The organism is Citrobacter sp. Colony219 (assembly GCF_019382635.1).
Classification (GTDB): Bacteria; Pseudomonadota; Gammaproteobacteria; order Enterobacterales; family Enterobacteriaceae; genus Citrobacter; species Citrobacter youngae.
On sequence record NZ_CP080033.1, the window covers coordinates 2,798,818 to 2,821,688 of the forward strand.

Genomic DNA, 22,871 nt, shown 5'->3' on the forward strand with positions numbered 1-22,871 from the left:
CTATACCCTCATGAAACTCGCGCTTCGTTTATTACGGGTCAGATGAGGCATGAAAATGCTAAGATAGTTTATGAGTTATATTCAAAGTGGAGCGCTGGTATGAATATTGACCAGGCCGCGACGTAGAATTTGCAACTAACTGTATGGTTGCCCCCAAACTCAAACGGTAATGGCGAATGTCATTAAATATTAGTAAGATAGCTTCTTTATTCATAGTCCCTTAAAATTATGCGCCTGGTTTTATCAACTCTGATCGTAATGGCTGGACTTCTGAGTGGTCAGGCTGTTGCCGCGCCTCTGCAGACCACGCACGCTGATATTCGTGACAGCGGCTTTGTCTATTGCGTCAGCGGGCAAGTCAATACATTCAACCCACAGAAAGCGAGCAGCGGCCTGATTGTCGACACTCTGGCAGCCCAACTCTATGACCGGCTACTTGATGTGGATCCGTACACCTACCGACTGGTGCCAGAACTGGCTGAGAGCTGGGAAGTGCTGGACAACGGCGCAACCTACCGTTTCCACTTGCGCCGCGACGTTTCGTTTCAAAAGACGGCCTGGTTTAAGCCTACCCGTAAGCTAAATGCAGATGATGTGGTATTTACCTTTGAGCGCATATTTGACCGTCACCATCCGTGGCACAACGTCAATGGCAGCAGCTTTCCCTACTTCGATAGCCTGCAATTCGCTGATAACGTGCAAAGCGTGCGCAAGCTGGATAACAACACGGTTGAATTTCGTCTGACTCAGCCAGATGCCTCCTTCCTGTGGCATCTGGCGACACACTATGCCTCTGTAATGTCGGCTGAATATGCCACACAACTGGCCAAACAGGATCGCCAGGAATTACTCGACAGGCAGCCTGTCGGTACCGGACCGTTCCTGCTTTCAGAAAACCGCGCGGGGCAATATATTCGTCTACAACGTCACGAAAAATTCTGGCGCGGCACGCCCCTGATGCCACAGGTCGTTGTGGATCTCGGTTCAGGCGGCACCGGACGGTTATCAAAGCTCCTGACCGGGGAGTGCGACGTTCTGGCCTGGCCCGCGGCCAGTCAGCTCACCATATTACGTGATGACCCACGCCTGCGCCTGACGCTGCGTCCTGGAATGAACATTGCCTATCTGGCATTCAACACCAATAAACCGCCGCTGGATAACCCCGCAGTGCGGCATGCGCTGGCACTGGCCATTAACAACCAGCGTCTGATGCAGTCTATCTACTACGGTACGGCAGAAACTGCAGCATCTATTTTGCCCCGCGCCTCATGGGCTTATGACAACGAAGCTAAGATTACTGAATACAACCCGGCTAAATCCCGTGAGCAGCTAAAAGCACTGGGACTTGAGAACCTGACGTTGCAACTGTGGGTCCCGACCAGCTCTCAGGCCTGGAATCCGAGTCCGCTGAAAACAGCGGAACTGATCCAGGCAGATATGGCGCAGGTGGGTGTGAAAGTGAAGATCATCCCGGTTGAAGGTCGTTTTCAGGAGGCGCGATTAATGGATATGAACCATGATCTGACGTTGTCCGGTTGGGCGACGGACAGTAACGATCCTGACAGTTTTTTCCGACCGTTGCTCAGTTGCGCCGCCATCAACTCACAGACTAACTTCGCACACTGGTGCAATCCGCAGTTCGACAGCATTTTACGCAAAGCGCTGTCTTCGCAGCAGCTCTCCTCGCGTATTGACGCCTATGACGAAGCACAAAATATCCTGGCGCAAGAGTTGCCGATCCTGCCGTTGGCCTCATCATTGCGTCTACAGGCTTACCGCTATGACATCAAAGGTCTGGTGCTAAGTCCGTTCGGGAATGCTTCCTTTGCCGGGGTTTCCAGGGAAAAGACTGATGAGGTGAAAAAACCATGATTATCTTCACCCTGCGTCGCTTCTTATTGCTGCTGGTCACCCTGTTCTTCCTGACATTCATTGGGTTCAGCCTGAGCTACTTCACCCCCCATGCGCCGTTACAAGGCGCATCGCTGTGGAACGCCTGGATATTCTGGTTCAACGGTCTGATCCACTGGGATTTTGGCGTTTCCAGTATTAACGGTCAGTTAATCTCAGAACAGCTGAAAGAGGTTTTCCCAGCCACGATGGAGCTGTGTATTCTTGCCTTTGGGTTTGCGCTGATGGTCGGGATCCCCATCGGCATGCTGGCCGGCATCACACGTAATAAATGGCAGGATCGCTGCATCAGCGCATTGGCTCTGATGGGGTTTTCCATTCCCGTTTTTTGGCTGGCGCTGCTGCTGACGCTCCTCTTCTCACTGACTCTCGGCTGGTTACCCGTTTCGGGACGTTTCGATCTACTTTACGAAGTAAAACCGGTGACCGGTTTCGCCATTATTGATGCGTGGATCTCTGACTCCCCCTGGCGCGACGAAATGTTGGTCAGCGCAATCCGTCATATGGTGCTTCCTGTATTGACGCTTTCCGTCGCGCCCACCACGGAGGTCATTCGCCTGATGCGTATCAGCACCATTGAGGTCTTCGATCAGAACTATGTCAAAGCGGCAGCCACGCGCGGTTTGTCACGCTTCACCATTCTGCGTCGCCACGTATTGCACAACGCACTTCCGCCGGTCATTCCTCGTCTTGGATTACAGTTTTCCACCATGCTGACGCTGGCGATGATCACCGAGATGGTCTTTAGCTGGCCAGGGCTGGGACGTTGGTTGATTAACGCAATTCGCCAGCAAGACTACGCCGCTATTTCGGCGGGTGTGATGGTGATTGGCTCCCTGGTTATTATCGTTAACGTCATCTCTGATATTTTGGGTGCTATGGCTAACCCTCTGAAACATAAGGAATGGTATGCCYTACGATAGCGTATATAGCGAGAAGCGCCCACCCGGAACGCTACGCACCGCATGGCGTAATTTTTATGGCGATGCTTCTGCGATGGTGGGTCTGTACGGTTGTGCGGGACTGGTCATTCTGTGTGTGTTTGGTGGCTGGTTTGCCCCTTACGGCATCGATCAGCAATTTCTTGGCTACCAACTGTTGCCACCGTCCTGGTCACGCTATGGCGAAGTGTCATTCTTCCTCGGAACCGACGATCTGGGCCGCGACGTATTAAGCCGTCTGCTCAGCGGCGCGGCCCCGACCGTTGGCGGTGCGTTTGTCGTTACCCTCGCCGCCACACTCTGCGGTCTGTTGCTGGGCGTGGTTGCCGGGGCAACGCACGGACTACGCTCAGCGGTGCTGAACCACATTCTGGATACCCTGCTGTCAATTCCATCGCTACTGCTGGCCATTATTGTGGTGGCTTTTGCCGGGCCACATCTGACGCATGCGATGTTCGCCGTCTGGCTGGCTTTACTGCCGCGTATGGTGCGCTCCGTCTACAGCATGGTGCATGACGAGCTGGAAAAAGAGTATGTCATTGCTGCTCGTCTGGATGGCGCGAGCACGCTCAATATCCTGTGGTTTGCGATTCTGCCGAATATCACTGCCGGTCTTATCACTGAAATCACCCGAGCACTGTCAATGGCGATTCTGGATATCGCCGCCCTGGGCTTCCTTGATCTCGGCGCACAGCTGCCCTCCCCAGAATGGGGCGCCATGCTTGGCGATGCGCTGGAGTTGATCTATGTTGCGCCGTGGACCGTCATGCTGCCCGGAGCGGCAATTATGATAAGTGTGCTGCTGGTAAATCTGTTAGGTGACGGCGTACGCCGCGCAATTATTGCGGGGGTGGAATAATGCCATTACTGGATATCCGCAACCTGACTATCGAGTTCAGGACCGGTGACGACTGGGTGAAAGCAGTGGACCGCGTCAGCATGACGCTAAACGAAGGTGAGATCCGTGGACTGGTCGGTGAATCGGGTTCAGGTAAAAGTTTGATCGCTAAGGCCATCTGCGGCGTCGCCAAAGATAACTGGCGCGTTACCGCGGACCGCATGCGTTTTGATGATATCGACCTGTTGCGCCTTTCCGCCCGCGAGCGACGTAAGCTGGTCGGTCATAACGTGTCCATGATCTTTCAGGAGCCGCAGTCTTGTCTGGATCCGTCTGAACGTATTGGACGCCAACTGATGCAAAACATTCCCGCCTGGACTTACAAGGGGCGCTGGTGGCAACGTATCGGCTGGCGCAAACGCCGCGCGATTGAGCTCCTGCACCGCGTCGGGATAAAAGATCATAAAGATGCCATGCGCAGTTTCCCTTATGAGCTGACTGACGGCGAGTGCCAGAAGGTCATGATCGCCATCGCACTGGCAAACCAACCTCGCCTGCTGATTGCAGATGAACCCACCAATGCGATGGAACCCACAACCCAGGCGCAAATTTTTCGTCTGCTGACTCGACTGAATCAAAACAGCAATACCACCATTTTGTTGATCAGCCATGACCTGCAAATGCTCAGCCAATGGGCAGACAAAATCAACGTAATGTACTGCGGACAAACGGTGGAAACCGCGCCCAGTAAAGATTTGGTGACGATACCCCATCACCCTTATACGCAAGCGCTGATTCGCGCCATTCCTGATTTTGGTAGCGCAATGCCGCATAAAAGCCGCCTGAATACCATGCCAGGAGCAATTCCGTTGTTAGAACAGTTGCCCATCGGCTGTCGTCTGGGGCCGCGTTGCCCTTATGCGCAGCGCGAATGCATTGAAACCCCAAGACTGACCGGAGCAAAGAATCATCTCTACGCCTGTCATTTCCCGCTGAATATGGAGAGAGAGTGAGATGGTAGAAACCCTGCTCGAAGTGCGTAATCTGAGCAAAACCTTCCGCTACCGGACGGGATTATTTCGCCGCCAGACCGTCGAAGCCGTTAAACCGCTGAGCTTTACGCTGCGTGAACGTCAAACGCTCGCTATTATTGGCGAGAACGGCTCAGGCAAGTCCACGCTGGCGAAAATGCTGGCTGGGATGGTTGAGCCGACCAGCGGCGAGCTGCTGATTGACGATCATCCGCTAAAATATGGCGATTATTCATTTCGTAGTCAGCGTATTCGCATGATTTTCCAGGATCCGTCAACGTCGCTAAACCCACGGCAGCGTATCTCACAGATCCTCGATTTTCCGTTACGCCTGAATACCGATCTGGAGCCTGAACAGCGCCGCAAACAGATTGTGGAAACTATGCGTATGGTGGGTCTGCTACCCGATCATGTTAGCTACTATCCGCATATGCTGGCCCCAGGGCAAAAACAGCGTCTGGGCCTTGCCCGTGCGCTGATTTTGCGGCCAAAAGTTATTATCGCCGACGAAGCGCTGGCTTCTCTGGATATGTCGATGCGATCGCAACTCATCAACCTGATGCTGGAATTACAGGAAAAACAAGGGATTTCGTATATCTATGTGACCCAACATATTGGGATGATGAAACACATCAGCGACCAGGTGTTAGTCATGCATCAGGGCGAAGTTGTCGAGCGCGGCAGTACGGCGGACGTGCTGGCCTCTCCGCTACATGAGCTGACTCGTCGTCTTATTGCAGGGCATTTTGGCGAGGCGCTTACCGCCGATGCCTGGCGGAAAGACCGTTAATCAGATAATAGCCCACCAGGACGGGAGGGCTATCCGTTCTGTCATCAGTGACAAAACCGGGGCAAGAGTAGCGCGTCAACCTCAGAGAACGTGACTGACGGGAAAATTTCACCCTGCATCGCCCAAACGCCGGCGGTGCAGACCTCCTCGATAAGATGGGGCGTATCTATCCCCTCAACCACAACGCGCTCGCAATATCCTCTGATATTTTTAATCAACACCGGGAAAATTGTTTTTTCTACCTGTGACAGGAAGAAGTCGCGATCCATTTTCACAACGTCAAAACGGCCGCACACCAGCGGACTCGCGCCAATACTGCCAGATCCGAGATCGCCCAGCCACAAGGCATTTGGGCCATCACTCAGCGAATTAATCAGCAGGTTGTTCAGGCAAACTGTATTCGACAGAAAGCGTTCTGAGAGTTCCAGCGCAATAAAGGGCATGGAATGCAAGGCCGACTTAATGACGGGATCACCAATTGCTAATAGCGCCATTTCATCAATAAGGCTTAGCGTACAGAGCAGATTATTGTTCTCGAACCAATTACGCTTTTCTGCAATTAACCGAATTTGCTCAAGCATGAAATTACGTTTTTGTTCGCTACTCCATGCCGAAATGATGGAATCTGCGTGTAACGGATGAACCGTCTCAGAGGTGAAGCGGGCGAGCATCTCAACACCCAGCAACTTATCTGTTGTGTCTCTCATCGGTTCCGCGATGAAATGATAGTGCATAAGACCACTCCAATTGATCATAACGTCCTGATAATGCACTTTTAATCATAATCAATCAATAATATCGATCAATGAATCGATATTGATCGATAAAAACAATATATCATAACTAAATGAATATGGTCATATTTTTTGTTTTAAGAATGTTCTTACATTGATATGTGTTAAAACATCGACTAGAGGTCAGATCATACCATTTTAACCCTCTGACGCCTTGTATTTTCACCTTATACCCCTGCTCTTCTCTGGTTGGATGAGGCAGAACCAGGGGGGAGTGATATACTCCTCACGTGCAATGAATAGTGACAGACCACCAGGTGCTGACAACGATTCCCTGCCCTCTGAAATGCCGATTACTGCTGCTCACCGTCTGGTGAATAGCAGAGAAAGATCGTGACACAAGGGGCAAAGAGTGGGATATAATTTCACACCAATTTCGAGTGACCTTGAAATTGCAATCATAACTCATTGATTGCTAAAAAAAATAAGTAATGACTATAAGGATTAAAGCTATGGGTTTTCTTTCCGGTAAGCGCATTCTGGTGACCGGTCTTGCCAGTAAACTGTCCATCGCCTATGGTATCGCACAGGCGATGCACCGCGAAGGCGCTGAACTGGCGTTCACCTACCAGAACGACAAACTGAAAGGCCGCGTGGAAGAATTTGCCGCTCAGCTGGGTTCCAACATCGTACTGCAGTGTGATGTGGCTGAAGACGCCAGCATCGACACCATGTTCGCTGAACTGGGCAAAGTCTGGCCGAAATTCGACGGTTTCGTACATTCCATCGGTTTCGCACCTGCTGATCAGCTGGATGGCGACTACGTGAATGCGGTCACCCGCGAAGGCTTTAAAATTGCTCATGACATCAGCGCGTACAGCTTTGTTGCAATGGCAAAAGCATGCCGTTCAATGCTGAACCCTGGTTCTGCACTGCTGACGCTGTCCTATCTGGGTGCAGAGCGCGCGATCCCGAACTACAACGTAATGGGTCTGGCGAAAGCCTCTCTGGAAGCCAACGTTCGTTATATGGCTAACGCGATGGGTCCTGAAGGCGTGCGTGTGAACGCAATCTCCGCCGGCCCAATCCGTACTCTGGCGGCTTCCGGTATCAAAGATTTCCGTAAAATGCTGGCACATTGCGAAGCGGTTACGCCGATTCGTCGTACCGTTACCATTGAAGATGTGGGCAACTCTGCGGCATTCCTGTGCTCAGACCTGTCCGCCGGTATCTCCGGTGAAGTCGTTCACGTTGACGGCGGCTTCAGCATCGCCGCAATGAACGAACTGGAACTGAAATAATCTTTCAGACTTCCTCTATGGGCGACGCTCCGTCGCCCATTATTTTCCTCTCCCTTCTCCTTCGCTCGTGGCTATATATGCTTTTCTGATATTTATTATCACTTAACAATCTTTCATCACCTCATTCGCTTACGTCAGGATATCGCAGCGCAAACGATCCGGCGTACAGGTATGACGACGTATCCGGGTCGCCACTTTTTAGACCAAGGAACGCCCATGGAACAACGCCGAATTGAAGGCAAAAGCCACTGGTATCATGAGACACAGTCCAGTACATATCCGCAAGATGTTCTACCGTTGGTGCCCGAAGCCGCACACGTAGAGGACCGATTTTTGCTGGATCTGACGATACCTGCCGTTGCGCTTTTACCCTTTCAGTCCTGGTTAGAACCTGCCCGTAAACTTGCTCAACTTCTCTTCCCAGTGCATGTTTCTCTGGATTCAATGCACACGTTCAGCGCCTATGAACGTATGAGTACCGCTTTAACCGTCGCACAGGTTTGTGGCGTACAGCGTTTATGTAATCATTATGCTGCACGTCTGACCCCCCTTCCTGGCCCTAATTCATCCAGGGAAAGCAACCACCGACTGGCGCAAATCACCCAATATGCTCGCCAGCTAGCCAGCTCTCCGGACGTCATCGGCTCACGCGATCGCCAGCATCTGGAGGCGGTTGGCCTCACGACCAGCGACAGTGTTCTGATGAATCAAATCGTTGGCTTTGTCGGCTTTCAGGCCCGCGTCGTTGCGTTGTTTCAAGCCTGGTTTGGCCATCCTGTGCGACGCATTCCAGGCCTTGATATTCAGCAATTTGCCGAGGCATCCCCCTTTAGTGCAGAAGAAGCACAGTGGCACACCGCCGACCTGCCAATTGAAAAACATCTTGCCGGCGCAGAAGCACATGCCAGCCATACTCCCATTGTGTTGCAAGCGCTGAGGCCATTACTGCAACACTCACCTGAAGAACTGGCGTTATTTGAAGCGCTTTTTACCAGCACATTACACAGCGATGTGCAATCACGGACATTTTCTCTGGCCACGCTGTTCACATCGCGGATTAACGGTAGCGTGTCCTGCTTCAATGAGTACGCCCTCTCAGCCACTGAGTTCACTGAGATTATTACCGTACTTCGCCAGGATGAGCGCCAAATACAGCGTTGGGAGCAACGACATCCGGTTGAGCGCGTCACCCTGCAGGCGGTACAATGGCTAACCCGGGCGCCCGATCGCTTTAGCGCCGCACTGCTTACTCCGTTACTCGACCAGGGTATATCTTCAGAACAGGCAATTAACGTACTGGCCTGGAGCGGATTGTGCGGATGGTTAAATCGTTTGAAGATCGCGTTGGGCGAGACGTATTAACCGATCCACTTGCTGAAAGAGCGCTTGCTGCGACTGGCAGATTCGCGTAAAACTGTCAGCCGCTCTTTCAGCCACGAAAATAGACAATTATGCTTCAGGACAACCCGCTGCTAGCGCAGCTTAAACAGCAACTACATTCCCAGACGCCACGTGCTGAAGGGGTGGTAAAAGCCACGGAAAAAGGCTTTGGCTTCCTGGAAGTCGATGCACAAAAAAGCTATTTCATTCCACCGCCGCAGATGAAAAAAGTGATGCATGGCGACCGCATTGTGGCGGTTATCCATACGGAAAAAGATCGCGAATCTGCCGAACCGGAAGAACTGATCGAGCCGTTCCTGACGCGCTTCGTGGGCAAAGTTCAGGGTAAGAATGACCGCCTGTCCATTGTGCCGGATCATCCGCTCCTGAAAGATGCGATTCCCTGCCGCGCCGCGCGTGGCGTTGAACATGAATTTAAAGAAGGTGACTGGGCTGTTGCAGAAATGCGTCGCCACCCGTTAAAAGGCGACCGCACCTTCTACGCCGAGTTAACCCAATTTATTACCTTCGCTGACGATCACTTCGTTCCGTGGTGGGTCACACTGGCTCGCCATAATCTGGAAAAAGAAGCACCCGATGGCATCGCCACTGAGATGCTGGATGAGGGTCTGGTGCGCGAGGACTTAACCGCACTGAACTTCGTCACCATCGACAGCGCCAGTACGCAGGACATGGATGACGCGCTTTACGCCGAAGAACAAACGGACGGTAAATTGCAGTTAACCGTCGCGATTGCCGATCCTACCGCCTGGATTGCTGAAGGCAGTAAGCTGGATAACATTGCAAAAATTCGTGCATTTACCAACTACCTGCCGGGGTTCAACATCCCAATGTTGCCGCGCGAGCTTTCGGACGATCTGTGTTCTCTGCGTGCTAACGAAATTCGCCCGGTTCTGGCCTGCCGCATGAGCATCACTGCTGACGGCACGATCGAAGACAATATCACCTTCTTCGCAGCAACGATTGAATCGAAAGCGAAGCTGGCCTACGACAACGTCTCTGACTGGCTTGAAGGCACGGGTGACTGGCAGCCGGAGAATGACGCAATTGCACAGCAGATCCATCTGCTGCACCGTATCTGTCTCAGTCGTGGCGAATGGCGCCATAATCACGCTCTGGTATTCAAAGACCGCCCGGATTACCGTTTTGTTCTCGGTGAAAAAGGCGAAGTACTGGATATCGTGGCGGAACCGCGCCGCATCGCGAACCGCATTGTGGAAGAGTCCATGATTGCGGCGAACATTTGTGCTGCCCGCGTACTGCGCGACAAGCTGGGCTTTGGTATTTATAACGTGCATATGGGATTCGATCCGGCTAACGCAGAAGCACTGGCTGCCCTACTGAAAACCCATGGTATGCACGTTGATGCTGAAGAGGTCCTGACGCTGGAAGGCTTCTGTAAACTGCGTCGTGAACTGGATGCGCAGCCTTCCGGTTTCCTCGACAGCCGCATCCGCCGATTCCAGTCTTACGCTGAGATTAGCACCGAGCCGGGTCCGCATTTTGGTCTGGGCCTGGAAGCTTATGCCACCTGGACCTCGCCTATCCGTAAATATGGCGACATGATCAACCATCGCTTGCTTAAGGCCATCATCAAAGGTGAGACAATTTCCCGCCCGCAGGATGATACAACTTTGCAGATGGCTGAACGTCGCCGCCTGAACCGCATGGCCGAGCGTGATGTGGGTGACTGGCTGTATGCACGTTTTCTGAATGACAAAGCCGGCACCGACACCCGCTTTGCGGCCGAGATTATTGATGTCAGCCGTGGTGGTATGCGTGTACGTTTAATTGATAACGGCGCGGTAGCCTTTATTCCGGCCCCCTTCCTGCACGCGGTTCGTGATGAACTGGTGTGTAGCCAGGAAAGTGGTACGGTCCAGATCAAAGGTGAGGTGGTTTACAAAGTTACTGATGTCATTGACGTCACCATCGCCGAAGTGCGGATGGAAACCCGCAGCGTCATCGCGCGCCCTGCCGTATAATACGCATTAACTCAACGACCTTTCTCTTTTGTGAAAGGTCGTTTTCTTTTTTCCCGACCAATTGCCTGCCACGCACTACACTTCTTCCATCCAGTCAGATTTATTTTTTACTATTTTCCGTTCGCCGGCTTTGCTTTTTCCTGAATCTGGATTACACATAAATATATAAATAAAACAATATGTTCAGCCATCATCACCCTTTGAATTATGGCTACCCTTACTTTTGAGGCTCTATGCGCTTTAAACGGGATAGTACACATCATGAAAGACGTTCGGGAGCTGGCTACGTTGTATAGCTATGTGGGCACCCATAACCCCTACTGGCGTTTGTCAGAGGATTGCGACATCCTGCATTTCTCTATTGACGAAGCGGCAGAAACGAACCAAAACATCGAATTATCACCTGAGCAAGCCGACCGCATTCGGGAGATGACGGTCATCACGTCAAGCCTGTTAATAACACTGTCGATTGAAGATGACGATATCCCTGTTCACCTGGTCGGGCGGAAAATAAATAAACGCGAATGGGCCGGAAGTGCATCCGCCTGGGATGATACCCCTCCGGTCGCCCGCGATTTGGCACAAGGACTTTCTTTTGCCGAACAGGTGGTCTCTGAAGCCAACTCCGTTATTGTCATCCTTGACCGCATGGGGAACATTCAGCGTTTCAATCGCCTGTGTGAAGAATATACCGGACTCAAAGAACGCGAAGTGATTGGTCAAAGTGTCTTCACGCTGTTTATGAGTCGACGCGAAGCCGCAGCCTCCAGACGCAACATCGATGTTTTCTTTCGCGAAGGTAACTCATATGAAGTCGAACGTTGGGTGAAGACCTGTAAAGGTCAGCGACTGTTTCTGTTTCGCAATAAATTTGTGCACAACGGCAGCGGTAAGAACGAGATATTTCTAATCTGCTCAGGTACCGATATCACCGAAGAACGGCGTGCTCAGGAACGCCTGAGAGTTCTGGCAAATACCGACTCCATTACCGGATTACCTAATCGGAATGCGATTCATGAACTGATCACTGAAGCCATTGAGAATGCAGGAGATACCCAGGTTGGTATTGTGTACCTCGACCTGGATAATTTCAAAAAAGTAAACGATGCCTACGGACATATGTTCGGCGATCAACTGTTGCAAAGCGTGTCACTGGCAATTCTCAGCTGTCTTGATGATAACCAGTTACTGGCCCGTTTTGGTGGCGATGAGTTTATTGTCCTCGCGACTCAAACATCTCAAGTGGCGCTGGAAGCCACGGCATCACGTATTTTGACCCGTTTGCGCCAGCCCTTCCGAATTGGCCTGATTGAGGTTTATACCGGTTGTTCGATTGGAATTTCCCTTGCACCACAGCATGGACACGACTGCGAGAGCGTTATTCGCAATGCCGATACTGCCATGTATACCGCAAAGGAAGGCGGACGGGGACAATTCTGCGTTTTCTCTCCGGAAATGAACCAGCGAGTCTTTGAGTATCTTTGGCTGGATACCAACTTGCGTAAGGCGCTGGAAAACGATCAACTGTTGATTCATTACCAGCCGAAAATAACATGGCGTGGTGAAGTACGTAGTCTGGAGGCGCTGGTGCGCTGGCAGTCCCCTGAACGTGGTCTCATTCCTCCGCTGGAGTTTATCTCCTACGCTGAAGAATCAGGCTTGATTGTGCCGCTGGGGCGCTGGGTTATTCTCGACGTTGTTCGTCAGGTCGCAAAGTGGCGCGATAAAGGGATTAATCTGCGAGTGGCCGTGAACGTTTCTGCTCGCCAGCTTGCCGATCAGACGCTGTTTACCGACCTGAAACAGGTGCTTCACGATCTCAATTTTGAATATTGCCCTATCGATGTCGAATTGACCGAGAGCAGTTTAATTGAAAACGAACACCTGGCACTGTCCGTTATTCAGCAATTTAGCCAGCTTGGGGCACAGATCCATTTAGATGATTTTGGGACGGGTTATTCATCGTTGTCTCAACTGGCCCGCTTCCCACTTGATGCCATTAAGCTGGACCAGGCGTTCGTCAGGGATATTCATAAACAACCCATTTCACAGTCGCTGGTGCGCGCTATTGTCGCAGTGGCGCAGGCGCTTAACCTACAGGTGATAGCTGAAGGCGTTGAAAGTACGAAAGAGGATGCTTTTTTGACCAAAAATGGCGTCAATGAACGTCAGGGTTTTTTGTTCGCCAAGCCAATGCCAGCCGCTGCATTTGAACGTTGGTATAAACGTCATCTGAATAAAAAATTGCGATAACGCAACAAGAAAAGTGCAAGGGATAAACGTGAAAAATAGCCATAAATGAACACTACGTGATGACCATATCTGTATGTAATCACAGAATATATAATATTCTCCAATCATTCATGTTAATACTATTTTTCCCTTCTCTTTTGGCATGAATTTCTGCATCATGAAATTCAAACCTTTTTGACATTAGGATGATGACCATGTCTGATACCGACGCACAACGTCTGGCCGAGCGCATTGATACTGTGCTGGATATTCTCGTTGCAGGCGATTACCACTCAGCGATCCACAATCTCGAAATTCTCAAGGCTGAACTGTTAGATACGGTCAAAGAAGATACAGCGTCTGTGTCAAAAAAACCGAAGGCCCCGTGGGAAATCTGATGACTTCACTCACGTTATGTCGCTGTAGCCATCAGATTTCAGATAACGCAGCTACCGTTTAATTTCCGATACGATATCGCTATAAAAATTAATACTATGAATTCCCGACAACAATCTATTTTGCAGATGGTGATCGATAAAGGTCAGATGAGCGTGGCCGACCTGGCTAAAATCACCGGTGTCTCCGAAGTGACGATTCGACAGGATCTGAACACACTGGAAAAACAGAGCTACTTGCGCCGTGCGCACGGTTTTGCGGTGTCACTGAACAGTGATGATGTCGAAACGCGCATGATGACCAATTTCACCCTTAAACGTGAACTGGCCGAATTTGCGGCGTCACTGGTTAATCCTGGTGAATCCGTCTTTATTGAAAATGGCAGCAGCAATGCGCTGCTGGCCAGAACGTTGGCAGAACAAAAAGATGTCACCATCATCACGGTCAGTAGCTACATCGCGCACCTGCTCAAAGAAACACCGTGTGAAGTCATTCTCCTCGGTGGGATCTATCAGAAAAAAAGCGAGAGCATGGTCGGACCGCTGACTCGCCAATTTATTCAGCAGGTACATTTCAGTAAAGCCTTTATCGGTATTGACGGCTGGCAGGCTGACACCGGCTTCACCGGGCGTGATATGATGCGCTCTGATGTGGTTAATGCGGTTCTGGAAAAAGGCGCTGAGGTGATTGTACTCACCGATAGCTCTAAATTTGAAGCCATTCATCCATACACGCTGGGCCCGTTAGACAGATTCAGTCGCGTAGTCACGGACTCCAGACTCAACGCCAGCGTGCAAATGCAACTTGAACACTCGGGTTTAACCGTCAATATCATTGATGCTCACGCATAATACTTCAGCAGATGATTTGTCCGCGGGCAGATCATCTTCTCTCTGAGACTTATCCGACAGTCCAATTAAGACTTTTTACCTGTCGTTAACAGGATAAAGTCGTAGAATTAATGTTAGCGATATAACAGGAGCGAACAGTCACCTCAGGATTTGATTGTAACGTCCTGCGCTAAACGGTTTCGCGGAAATATCTTTAGTCGTCCTATTTTGGCGCTATCATTAAAGTGAACTGGATTCCGTGATTCAATAATTCAGGAGAAAGTATTATGTTAGTAACGAGCAAAAAAATGACCGCTGCCATTCTGGCGATTACACTAGCAATGTCTTTGAGTGCCTGCTCTAACTGGTCCAAACGTGACCGTAACACTGCGATAGGTGCTGGCGCAGGTGCGATAGGCGGTGCAGTCCTGACTGACGGCAGCACGCTGGGTACGCTGGGTGGTGCTGCAGTAGGTGGTATTATCGGCCACCAGGTGGGTAAATAATTTACGGTTGAACGGCTCGATATAATAATACGTTTACTTTTTCAGGTTTGTATTATTAGAGAAGCCACGGATGCTCTCCGTGGCTTTTTTATTAGCCGCCGGCCAGCTTAACTTTCATTCCTTTGGCTTCCAGCAGCGATTTTATCAGGTCGCGTTTATCACCCTGAATTTCAATTACGCCGTCCTTCACTGCCCCACCACAACCACATTTTTTTTTCAGCTCTGCGGCCAATTTAACCAGTGCAGCGTCATCTTGATCAATACCGGTAATCAGGCAAACGCCCTTACCTTTACGACCGCTGGTCTGGCGCTGGATGCGAACAATACCATCGCCCTTCGGACGCTCTGCTACCACTCTGGGTTCATCAATTCGTCCGGACTCAGTTGAATAAACCAGTCGAGAGTTTGAGTCGCTCATTTATGCACCTCGATTCAGAGAGGCGTTGATCATCTCCAGCGTTTGCGCCGGATCTTCCGACTGCGTGACTGGACGACCAATCACCATATAATCCACACCAGCGGCCAGCGCCTGCTGTGGCGTCATAATACGGCGCTGGTCACCCGCCTCACTACCTTCAGGACGAATGCCTGGCGTCACCAGCTTGAATGTCTGTCCAAACGCCTGCTTGAACCTCACCGCTTCATGCGCCGAGCATACTACCCCGTCCAACCCACAATTTTGCGTCAAACGCGCCAACTTTTCAGCATGCTCCGCAGGTGACAACGTCACACCAAGATCGGCAAGGTCGGTGGCTTCCATACTGGTCAGGACCGTCACTGCAATTAACAGTGGCGCATCTTTACCAAAAGGCAGTAATGCCTCGCGGGCAGCGGTCATCATTCGTGCCCCACCAGAAGCATGCACGTTTACCATCCAGACGCCAAGGTCAGCAGCTGCCGCGACGGCATGCGCCGTGGTGTTGGGAATATCATGAAATTTCAAATCCAAAAAAATGTCGAAGCCACGTTGTTGCAGATCCCGTACCAATTGAGGTCCAAAAAGCGTGAACATCTCTTTGCCCACTTTCAAACGACAATCACGGGGATCAATTCTGTCGACAAACGCTAATGCCTTATCACGATTTGAGTAATCCAACGCGACAACGACGGGAGAATCAGTAGCAGCGCGGGAAGAAGATGAAGCAGTAAACGTCATGACCAGACCTTCTTGATGATGGGCGCACGAACGGCGCAAAATGGATAAACGGCGTGCATTCTACCTGTGGTAATAGAAAATTAACAGGTGCGTTTACATTTCTGCGAAACGATGTGGCTCAGGAGCCTGAGCGCTGGATGAAGAAAAATAAATAAGTATGTTGTAACTAAAGTGAGTTTTTTTTAAAAATTAGAGCCCGTCCAGACCGCGAATTGGCTTAATGGTTGACCAGGAGCGGCACGATGGGCAGTGCCAGTACAGCGAATAAGCAGTAAACCCGCACTTCTGGCAACGATAACGCGGCTTGCTGCGCACCTGCTCACCAACCATATCGCGCAGGACCATCAGACTCTCTTTTGCGCGCCCTTCTTCCGCTTCATTAAGGTGGTAATCCATCAGTTTATGGAACACGCGCATCGTCGGATGACGTTGCAACTGACGGGTAATATAAACCTGCGCAGTATCAGTACCCTCTCGCGCCTCAAGAATATCAGCCAGCATCAACTCAGCGGCAGCACCGGTGTTTTCTTCGACCGCACGGCGTAAAAACTCCGCCCATTCATCGTTTTTACCCAGCTGTTGGTAGCAGCTCTGCAGCATTTCCAGCGTTTCACTGACCAACTCTTTATCCTGCGAGATCACGCGTTGCAGGCATTCAACGGCCTTCGCGTAATCTCCCTTCAGCATGTAAACGCGCCCCATCATAATCGAGACACGAGCACTGTTTTTGTCTGCAGCAGCTCCTTTTTTCAGCAATGCCATGGCGCGATCCATATCGTCGCTGCCCATTTGCTGCAAGGCCAGTTCACAGTAAAAATGCGCGATTTCAATACGCTGTTTATCTTTGCCGAGTTTCACCAGTCGTTCTGCAACATCAATGGCTTTTTGCCATTCGCTGGTTGCCTGATAGATTTGCAACAGTTGCTGCAATGCCCCTACACGGAAATCCGTTTCATCAGTCAGCTGATTGAACATGTCTTCCGCACGGTCATACAATCCGGCTGCCATGTAGTCACGTCCCAACTGCTGTACAGCCAACAAACGTTGCTCGTAAGTCAGCGAAGCACTTTCCATGAGGGTTTGGTGGATACGGATAGCGCGGTCGACTTCACCGCGTGAGCGGAACAGGTTTCCGAGGGTGAGATGAGCCTCAACGGTGCCGGTATCCTCTTTCAACATATCGAGGAACAGATCTACCGCTTTATCTTGTTGGTTGCTCAAGAGGAAGTTAACCCCGGCGACATAGTCGCGCGAAAGACGGTTAGCTTCATCCTGCTTTGTTTGTTGCGCACTTCTGCGACCCATATACCACCCATAGGCAGCGGCTACAGGCAAAAGCAGAAACAACAACTCCAACATAAATAATTATTCCTTCACAACCGACGAGTCGGCAGTTACCGCAACGTCGGTCGCAGGCGCAAGCTGGTTTTCCAGGCGTTTAATTTTGCGTTCGGCGCGCGCAAGAGACACACGAACCTTCAGCCAGAACAGGCCGCAAATTAACCAACCAATCGCAAAACCTGCTGCAAACAATACAGCAAGCAGCGTGGAGATACGATACTCACCCTGAGCTAGCAGGTAATTAAACGTAACCTGTTGATCGTTTTGCGCACCCAATGTCACCGAAATAACAAAAATCGCCAACACCAGTAAGAAAATGAGTAAATATTTCACATTACTTCCCGTTATGTGGTTTGAGCGAATAAATCGTGTACAACTTACCGCGTTAAGCCTTTTAAATTACCATTTTCACGACGAGTGCGAAACGGAAAAGCGCCTTACGCTGTATGATTTGAGGGCTAAATTTGAAAAATCAATCACGGTCTGCGTTATTGCTCACGCTGCGCTATTTCCTTTGTCTCCTGGACGGGCGGTGTCAGAGGTCCACATATTCGCTGTGCAAGCCATGTTGCCAGCGTTACCAGCAGCCACGATATCAGCGTCGCAACAACCAAATCGCGCGGCCAGTGCATGCCCAGAAGCAAACGACTGCCCATTACGCCGGTCGCCCAGACGAGTAAGAACACAATCGTCAGCGTGCGCCTGCGTGGCCATAACAACCCGACACCCAGTAACGCCCAACTGGCAGCAAACAGGGTATGCCCGGAAGGGAAAGCAAAACCGGTCTCTTTTTGCCAGTGCTTACGTAAAAAAGGCGGAATATCCTGCTGCCCGGACAACTGCTCTTTTACTAAGTGTCCGCGATCTTTACGTTTTAAAGTGTAGAACTCATCTACCGGAACATGGTGCGTTTTTTCCAGCCACAGAACAAATGGCCGGGGCTCCTGCACCCTCTCTTTAACCCAGGATTTCACACCCTGGCCAATTAAGATAGCCGCCGCCAGGATCGCAAATAGCATAAAAGCAGCTTTCAGACGAAATCGCAGACACCACAAAAACCACGCACAGAGAACAACATGGGTGATAATCCCCCAGGGTTGCGTCACCGTTTCAGTTACCCAGTATAAGGATTTTAACCACCAGACATTCTGTCCAGGCTGCCAGCTCCAGCCGGATATCCATACGGAAACCGGCATAATCAGTAACAGTGCTGCGCCTACAGTGGTTCGCTTGGCAATAGACAGCATTGCGTCTCCTTTCGTCGATAAGTCCCACAATCATAACTGAAAAATCCGCACACCGGGGAAATTGACAATTTTGTGCCATTCGGAAATGAATGCGTTGCTGCAATTAGGTGAACACCCTTGCCTTATGGCAAAATAGTGCAATACAGAAGCCAACAGGCGACGGCACGCATAGTGCCAGCATAATCTGGAGAATTACATGCAGCTTAAACGTGTGGCAGAAGCCAAACTGCCAACCCCCTGGGGTGATTTCCTGATGGTGGGATTTGAAGAACTGGCAACCGGACACGATCATGTCGCACTGGTTTTTGGCGATATTTCAGGCCAGACGCCTGTCCTGGCACGTGTTCATTCCGAATGTCTGACCGGCGATGCGCTGTTCAGTCTGCGTTGTGATTGTGGCTTTCAACTGGAAGCGGCGCTTACGCATATCGCTGAAGAAGGACGCGGTATTCTGCTCTACCATCGTCAGGAAGGACGTAACATCGGCCTGTTGAATAAGATCCGCGCCTATGCGTTGCAGGATCAGGGCTATGACACCGTCGAAGCCAACCATCAGTTAGGCTTTGCGGCGGACGAGCGTGACTTCACCTTGTGTGCTGATATGTTCAAATTATTGGGCGTGGATGAAGTCCGTCTGCTAACCAATAACCCGAAGAAAGTGGAAATTCTGACAGAAGCTGGGATCAATATTGTGGAGCGTGTGCCGCTAATTGTTGGCCGTAACCCGAAGAATGAACACTATCTGGATACCAAAGCCGCTAAGATGGGACATCTGTTAAGCGAGTGACATTCTCGCTTGCTGACAGTACAAAAAGCCTGCTTCCGCAGGCTTTTTTATAATTTAATTCAACATATTACGAATAACATAGTGCAAAATACCATCGTTTTGGTAATAGGTCAGCTCTGTCGCGGTATCAATACGACAGCGACACGAAATCACCTCTTTTCGCCCATCCGCACGGACCATATTCACCGGGATAGTCGCTCCCGGTTTAATATTTTGTAAGTCCGTAATATCAATGACTTCCTCCCCGGTTAACCCCAGGGTTTTACGTGTAACCCCCTGCGGAAATTCCAGAGGCAGGATCCCCATGCCAATCAGGTTAGAACGGTGGATGCGCTCAAAAGATTCGGCGATTACTACGCGAATACCTAACAAACGCGGGCCTTTCGCCGCCCAGTCCCGACTGGAACCCGAGCCATACTCCTTGCCAGCAACAATCGCCAACGGGGTCTTCTCTTGCTGGTATTGCATAGCGGCGTCATAGATAGCCATCACTTCTGTACCCGGCAAATGACGCGTCATCCCCCCTTCCACACCCGGTACCATTTCGTTACGGATACGGATATTGGCAAACGTGCCACGCATCATTACTTCGTGGTTTCCACGGCGAGAACCGTAGGAGTTAAAATCTTTGCGCTCAACACCGTGGCTTTGCAGATAGCGACCCGCCGGGCTGTCCGGCTTGATGCTCCCCGCAGGAGAAATATGATCGGTGGTGACGGAATCGCCGAGCATCGCCAGGATACGAGCACCATGGATATCCTGTACCGGGTCCGGCTTCGCCTGCATACCATCAAAGAACGGTGATAACCGGATGTAGGTTGAGTCCGACTGCCAGCCATAGGTGTCTGCACGATCAACATTAATCGACTTCCATTCCGGCGTGCCTTCGAACACTTCGGCATACTCTTTATGGAACATCTCGGTAGAGACCTGCTCCACGGCACGGGCAATTTCCTGCGCACTCGGCCAGATATCTTTCAGATAGACAGGATCGCCTTTTCTGTCATGACCCAGCGGGTCTTTCGTCAGATCAATATTCATATTCCCGGCCAGCGCATAAGCCACCACCAGCGGCGGAGAAGCCAGCCAGTTTGTCTTCACCAGCGGGTGGATACGCCCTTCAAAGTTACGGTTACCGGAAAGTACCGCCCCTACCGTCAGATCACCTTTTTTAATCGCCGTTTCAATAGGGTCAGGTAACGGGCCAGAGTTGCCGATACAGGTAGTACAGCCATAACCAACAAGGTTAAAACCCAGCTCATCAAGATACGGCGTCAGTTTTGCCTGCGCCAGGTAATCAGAGACGACTTTTGACCCAGGCGCCAGCGACGCTTTCACCCACGGTTGGCGCTTCAGACCAAGCGTCACTGCTTTTTTCGCCAGCAACCCAGCCGCCATCAGGACGCTGGGGTTGGAGGTGTTGGTACATGACGTGATCGCTGCAATCACCACAGCACCATCCGGTAACTGATATTGATGACCGCTCATGACATAGTCGACCGGTTGACGATCTTTTTGCGAGCTATTCACTTCAAGTTCATTACTCGCGGCGAATGCTTTCGGCACATCACCCAATGCGACACGATCCTGTGGACGCTTCGGCCCGGCCAGACTGGCTTCCACAGTGCCCATGTCCAGTTCCAGTGAGCTGGTAAACACAGGCTCATCACCTGGGTTACGCCACATCCCCTGTGCTTTAGCATACGCACCGACTAATTCAACCTGCTCTTCACTACGCCCACTCAGACGCATGTACTCAAGAGTTACCCCGTCAATCGGGAAAAAGCCGCAGGTTGCGCCGTATTCCGGCGACATGTTAGCAATGGTCGCCCGGTCAGCGAGCGGCAGGCTGTCCAGCCCATCACCATAGAACTCAACAAATTTACCGACCACACCGTGTTTACGCAGCATCTGCGTGACGGTCAGTACCAGATCGGTAGCGGTGATCCCTTCGCGAAGTTTACCAACAAGTTTGAAGCCCACGACATCCGGAATCAGCATTGAAACCGGTTGCCCCAGCATGGCGGCCTCAGCTTCAATCCCTCCGACACCCCAGCCCAGCACACCGAGACCATTAATCATCGTAGTATGGGAATCGGTACCGACCAGCGTGTCCGGGTAAGCGATCCACTCGCCGTTTTGCAGTTCACTCCACACCGCTTTACCCAGGTATTCGAGGTTTACCTGGTGGCAAATTCCTGTTCCCGGTGGAACGACACTGAATCGGCTAAACGCCTGCTGCCCCCATTTAAGGAACACATAGCGCTCATGGTTGCGCTCCATTTCCAGTCGAACGTTCTCTTCAAAAGCATCATCGTCACCAAAACGATCGACCGTAACGGAGTGATCAATAACCAGATCAACAGGTGAAAGCGGGTTCACTTTTGCTGTATCCCCGCCAAGGCGTTTAACCGCTTCGCGCATGGCAGCCAGATCGACCACCGCCGGAACGCCGGTAAAGTCCTGCATGAGAACGCGAGCGGGTCGGTAGGCAATTTCGCGCTCGGCATGCGCCGTTTTCAGCCATTGCGCCAGAGCATGAATATCCTCTTCGGTAACAGAATCACCGTCCTGCCAGCGAAGCAGGTTTTCCAGCAATACTTTTAGTGATTTAGGTAAACGGGTGATATCACCCAGTGATTTGGCAGCCAGGGGCAAACTGTAGTAGCGGTAGGTTTTATCTTTAACCTGCAATGTGTCCTTACTGGCTTCTCGTAGGGTAGACGACATAGCTCCTCCTTAAATGACAGGGTTGGATCCCCTGATTTTCCTCAGGGTTAGTATTAAAGATAACACAAACAAAATGTAACGCTTTGATAACAACTCAAATTGATAAACGAGGAGAACGACAAAAAGGTAACGAACTATGCAAGTGGCGGGGAATAAGATTAAAGTGCGGTAAATGAACGGACCCGATACATCGATGCAACCGACAATACGCTGTTTAGATGACGTACTGCGATTGCGATGTGATTATTCATACTGAATTCAATAAGCATGTTAATACTTATTATAAAACACGTATTGCTTATTGTTCTTGCTTATCATCTTCAATAAACAGATCAATAAATGCCCGTTGCTCAGGTGAAAGATCCCACGAAGCGGGAATATCCTGCTTTTTTTCTATAACGGTTTCATTCTCTTGCTCATTATTATGATGAGCAGGTGTAACAGTAGACTGCTGTTCCTGTGTGGACATCAATTACCCCCACACTTTCCAGACCAACAGAGCAACCACGATCCAGAACACGGCGGAGCCCAGAAACACGATGAACCATGCTTTACGTTTCATCGCGGGATCTCTGCGCGCAGGCTGGTTTCCAGAAGGCATTGCTAACCTCATACTATCGAAATCACTTATCATTTAGACACCAAACAATCGGTACAATTAATCATCAGATAAGAGGAATCCTAATAAAAACATCCTGAAAAAGCCAGATAATT

22 protein-coding genes are annotated in these 22,871 nt (G+C 50.8%); 13 read left to right on the top strand and 9 right to left on the bottom strand.

What is annotated here, in order from left to right; translation table 11 throughout:
• Positions 1 to 228 precede the first annotated feature (228 nt).
• The 5 genes from sapA to sapF are packed head-to-tail and all read left to right on the top strand — an operon-like array spanning position 229 to position 5,511.
• On the top strand, positions 229 to 1,872 hold the full coding sequence (sapA, locus tag JTI85_RS12495) for an ABC transporter substrate-binding protein SapA (protein ID WP_101742276.1): 1,644 nt from the start codon (positions 229 to 231) through the stop codon (positions 1,870 to 1,872).
• Positions 1,869 to 2,834, top strand: a complete 966-nt coding sequence (sapB, locus tag JTI85_RS12500) for a peptide ABC transporter permease SapB (protein WP_005126482.1) — start codon at positions 1,869 to 1,871, stop codon at positions 2,832 to 2,834. The genes sapA and sapB overlap by 4 nt, the downstream gene beginning before the upstream one ends.
• On the top strand, positions 2,821 to 3,711 hold the full coding sequence (sapC, locus tag JTI85_RS12505; RefSeq protein WP_005126480.1) for a peptide ABC transporter permease SapC: 891 nt from the start codon (positions 2,821 to 2,823) through the stop codon (positions 3,709 to 3,711). The genes sapB and sapC overlap by 14 nt, the downstream gene beginning before the upstream one ends.
• Entirely contained in the window at positions 3,711 to 4,703 is a 993-nt protein-coding gene (gene sapD / locus JTI85_RS12510; protein WP_003020556.1) for a peptide ABC transporter ATP-binding protein SapD, read from the top strand. Before sapC ends, sapD begins: the two co-directional genes overlap by 1 nt.
• A gap of 1 nt (position 4,704) precedes the next feature.
• Positions 4,705 to 5,511 carry a peptide ABC transporter ATP-binding protein SapF gene (gene sapF / locus JTI85_RS12515; RefSeq protein WP_048211509.1) on the top strand — a complete coding sequence of 269 codons (807 nt, stop codon included), beginning with the start codon at positions 4,705 to 4,707 and terminating at the stop codon, positions 5,509 to 5,511.
• A 44-nt stretch (positions 5,512 to 5,555) separates the two neighbouring features.
• Here sapF and JTI85_RS12520 read toward each other — a convergent pair whose 3' ends face one another.
• Complete coding sequence (locus tag JTI85_RS12520) at positions 5,556 to 6,245, bottom strand: EAL domain-containing protein (RefSeq protein ID WP_219351579.1); 690 nt, start codon at positions 6,243 to 6,245, stop codon at positions 5,556 to 5,558.
• A gap of 512 nt (positions 6,246 to 6,757) precedes the next feature.
• On the opposite strand from JTI85_RS12520, the gene fabI reads away from it, so the two are divergent.
• The 7 genes from fabI (at position 6,758) to osmB (ending at position 14,896) form a co-directional block, all read left to right on the top strand.
• The gene (gene fabI / locus JTI85_RS12525; RefSeq protein ID WP_005126472.1) at positions 6,758 to 7,546 is read left to right on the top strand and encodes an enoyl-ACP reductase FabI; all 789 of its coding nucleotides are present in this window, start codon (positions 6,758 to 6,760) and stop codon (positions 7,544 to 7,546) included.
• A gap of 216 nt (positions 7,547 to 7,762) precedes the next feature.
• Positions 7,763 to 8,908, top strand: a complete 1,146-nt coding sequence (locus JTI85_RS12530) for a carboxymuconolactone decarboxylase family protein (protein WP_219351581.1) — start codon at positions 7,763 to 7,765, stop codon at positions 8,906 to 8,908.
• An 89-nt stretch (positions 8,909 to 8,997) separates the two neighbouring features.
• Entirely contained in the window at positions 8,998 to 10,932 is a 1,935-nt protein-coding gene (locus JTI85_RS12535; protein WP_119922088.1) for an exoribonuclease II, read from the top strand.
• 261 nt (positions 10,933 to 11,193) lie between these two features.
• Positions 11,194 to 13,185, top strand: coding sequence for a cyclic di-GMP phosphodiesterase (gene pdeR / locus JTI85_RS12540; protein ID WP_061068002.1), 1,992 nt, complete (start codon positions 11,194 to 11,196; stop codon positions 13,183 to 13,185).
• 194 nt (positions 13,186 to 13,379) lie between these two features.
• Positions 13,380 to 13,562 carry a hypothetical protein gene (locus tag JTI85_RS12545; RefSeq protein WP_048211505.1) on the top strand — a complete coding sequence of 61 codons (183 nt, stop codon included), beginning with the start codon at positions 13,380 to 13,382 and terminating at the stop codon, positions 13,560 to 13,562.
• A 96-nt stretch (positions 13,563 to 13,658) separates the two neighbouring features.
• Entirely contained in the window at positions 13,659 to 14,411 is a 753-nt protein-coding gene (locus tag JTI85_RS12550; protein ID WP_219351583.1) for a DNA-binding transcriptional regulator YciT, read from the top strand.
• 266 nt (positions 14,412 to 14,677) lie between these two features.
• Positions 14,678 to 14,896, top strand: a complete 219-nt coding sequence (gene osmB / locus JTI85_RS12555; RefSeq protein ID WP_003020583.1) for an osmotically-inducible lipoprotein OsmB — start codon at positions 14,678 to 14,680, stop codon at positions 14,894 to 14,896.
• Between the two features lie 91 nt (positions 14,897 to 14,987).
• Here osmB and yciH read toward each other — a convergent pair whose 3' ends face one another.
• From yciH to pgpB, 5 genes are all read right to left on the bottom strand, one after another.
• The gene (gene yciH / locus JTI85_RS12560; RefSeq protein WP_048211503.1) at positions 14,988 to 15,314 is read right to left on the bottom strand and encodes a stress response translation initiation inhibitor YciH; all 327 of its coding nucleotides are present in this window, start codon (positions 15,312 to 15,314) and stop codon (positions 14,988 to 14,990) included.
• A complete protein-coding gene (pyrF, locus tag JTI85_RS12565; protein ID WP_219351585.1) occupies positions 15,315 to 16,052 on the bottom strand; it encodes an orotidine-5'-phosphate decarboxylase in 738 nt (245 codons plus the stop codon).
• A 189-nt stretch (positions 16,053 to 16,241) separates the two neighbouring features.
• Positions 16,242 to 17,411 carry a lipopolysaccharide assembly protein LapB gene (lapB, locus tag JTI85_RS12570; RefSeq protein WP_101742281.1) on the bottom strand — a complete coding sequence of 390 codons (1,170 nt, stop codon included), beginning with the start codon at positions 17,409 to 17,411 and terminating at the stop codon, positions 16,242 to 16,244.
• A 6-nt stretch (positions 17,412 to 17,417) separates the two neighbouring features.
• Entirely contained in the window at positions 17,418 to 17,726 is a 309-nt protein-coding gene (locus tag JTI85_RS12575) for a LapA family protein (RefSeq protein WP_005126452.1), read from the bottom strand.
• Between the two features lie 155 nt (positions 17,727 to 17,881).
• Positions 17,882 to 18,640 (bottom strand): phosphatidylglycerophosphatase B, encoded by a 759-nt coding sequence (gene pgpB / locus JTI85_RS12580; protein WP_048211500.1) that lies wholly within the window; start codon positions 18,638 to 18,640, stop codon positions 17,882 to 17,884.
• A 196-nt stretch (positions 18,641 to 18,836) separates the two neighbouring features.
• Between pgpB and ribA the strand changes: the two genes are divergently transcribed.
• Positions 18,837 to 19,427, top strand: coding sequence for a GTP cyclohydrolase II (gene ribA / locus JTI85_RS12585; RefSeq protein WP_005126450.1), 591 nt, complete (start codon positions 18,837 to 18,839; stop codon positions 19,425 to 19,427).
• A gap of 54 nt (positions 19,428 to 19,481) precedes the next feature.
• Here the strand turns inward: ribA and acnA are convergent, their stop codons facing one another.
• The 3 genes from acnA to JTI85_RS12600 all read right to left on the bottom strand — a co-directional run bounded on the left by acnA (position 19,482) and on the right by JTI85_RS12600 (position 22,770).
• Complete coding sequence (gene acnA, locus JTI85_RS12590) at positions 19,482 to 22,157, bottom strand: aconitate hydratase AcnA (RefSeq protein WP_048211499.1); 2,676 nt, start codon at positions 22,155 to 22,157, stop codon at positions 19,482 to 19,484.
• 298 nt (positions 22,158 to 22,455) lie between these two features.
• Positions 22,456 to 22,626, bottom strand: coding sequence for a hypothetical protein (locus tag JTI85_RS12595; RefSeq protein ID WP_162873148.1), 171 nt, complete (start codon positions 22,624 to 22,626; stop codon positions 22,456 to 22,458).
• Positions 22,627 to 22,629: 3 nt separating this feature from the next.
• The gene (locus JTI85_RS12600) at positions 22,630 to 22,770 is read right to left on the bottom strand and encodes a YmiA family putative membrane protein (RefSeq protein WP_212724980.1); all 141 of its coding nucleotides are present in this window, start codon (positions 22,768 to 22,770) and stop codon (positions 22,630 to 22,632) included.
• Positions 22,771 to 22,871 lie beyond the last annotated feature (101 nt).

What these genes read in the sequence shown, in the direction of transcription:
- sapA (WP_101742276.1), top strand. Translation starts at nt 229, where the DNA reads ATGCGCCTGGTTTTATCAACTCTGATCGTAATGGCTGGACTTCTGAGT.
- sapD (WP_003020556.1), top strand. Translation starts at nt 3,711, where the DNA reads ATGCCATTACTGGATATCCGCAACCTGACTATCGAGTTCAGGACCGGT.
- sapF (WP_048211509.1), top strand. Translation starts at nt 4,705, where the DNA reads ATGGTAGAAACCCTGCTCGAAGTGCGTAATCTGAGCAAAACCTTCCGC.
- JTI85_RS12520 (WP_219351579.1), bottom strand. Translation starts at nt 6,245, where the DNA reads ATGCACTATCATTTCATCGCGGAACCGATGAGAGACACAACAGATAAG.
- fabI (WP_005126472.1), top strand. Translation starts at nt 6,758, where the DNA reads ATGGGTTTTCTTTCCGGTAAGCGCATTCTGGTGACCGGTCTTGCCAGT.
- JTI85_RS12530 (WP_219351581.1), top strand. Translation starts at nt 7,763, where the DNA reads ATGGAACAACGCCGAATTGAAGGCAAAAGCCACTGGTATCATGAGACA.
- JTI85_RS12535 (WP_119922088.1), top strand. Translation starts at nt 8,998, where the DNA reads ATGCTTCAGGACAACCCGCTGCTAGCGCAGCTTAAACAGCAACTACAT.
- pdeR (WP_061068002.1), top strand. Translation starts at nt 11,194, where the DNA reads ATGAAAGACGTTCGGGAGCTGGCTACGTTGTATAGCTATGTGGGCACC.
- JTI85_RS12545 (WP_048211505.1), top strand. Translation starts at nt 13,380, where the DNA reads ATGTCTGATACCGACGCACAACGTCTGGCCGAGCGCATTGATACTGTG.
- JTI85_RS12550 (WP_219351583.1), top strand. Translation starts at nt 13,659, where the DNA reads ATGAATTCCCGACAACAATCTATTTTGCAGATGGTGATCGATAAAGGT.
- osmB (WP_003020583.1), top strand. Translation starts at nt 14,678, where the DNA reads ATGTTAGTAACGAGCAAAAAAATGACCGCTGCCATTCTGGCGATTACA.
- yciH (WP_048211503.1), bottom strand. Translation starts at nt 15,314, where the DNA reads ATGAGCGACTCAAACTCTCGACTGGTTTATTCAACTGAGTCCGGACGA.
- pyrF (WP_219351585.1), bottom strand. Translation starts at nt 16,052, where the DNA reads ATGACGTTTACTGCTTCATCTTCTTCCCGCGCTGCTACTGATTCTCCC.
- lapB (WP_101742281.1), bottom strand. Translation starts at nt 17,411, where the DNA reads ATGTTGGAGTTGTTGTTTCTGCTTTTGCCTGTAGCCGCTGCCTATGGG.
- pgpB (WP_048211500.1), bottom strand. Translation starts at nt 18,640, where the DNA reads ATGCTGTCTATTGCCAAGCGAACCACTGTAGGCGCAGCACTGTTACTG.
- ribA (WP_005126450.1), top strand. Translation starts at nt 18,837, where the DNA reads ATGCAGCTTAAACGTGTGGCAGAAGCCAAACTGCCAACCCCCTGGGGT.
- acnA (WP_048211499.1), bottom strand. Translation starts at nt 22,157, where the DNA reads ATGTCGTCTACCCTACGAGAAGCCAGTAAGGACACATTGCAGGTTAAA.
- JTI85_RS12595 (WP_162873148.1), bottom strand. Translation starts at nt 22,626, where the DNA reads ATGTCCACACAGGAACAGCAGTCTACTGTTACACCTGCTCATCATAAT.
- JTI85_RS12600 (WP_212724980.1), bottom strand. Translation starts at nt 22,770, where the DNA reads ATGAGGTTAGCAATGCCTTCTGGAAACCAGCCTGCGCGCAGAGATCCC.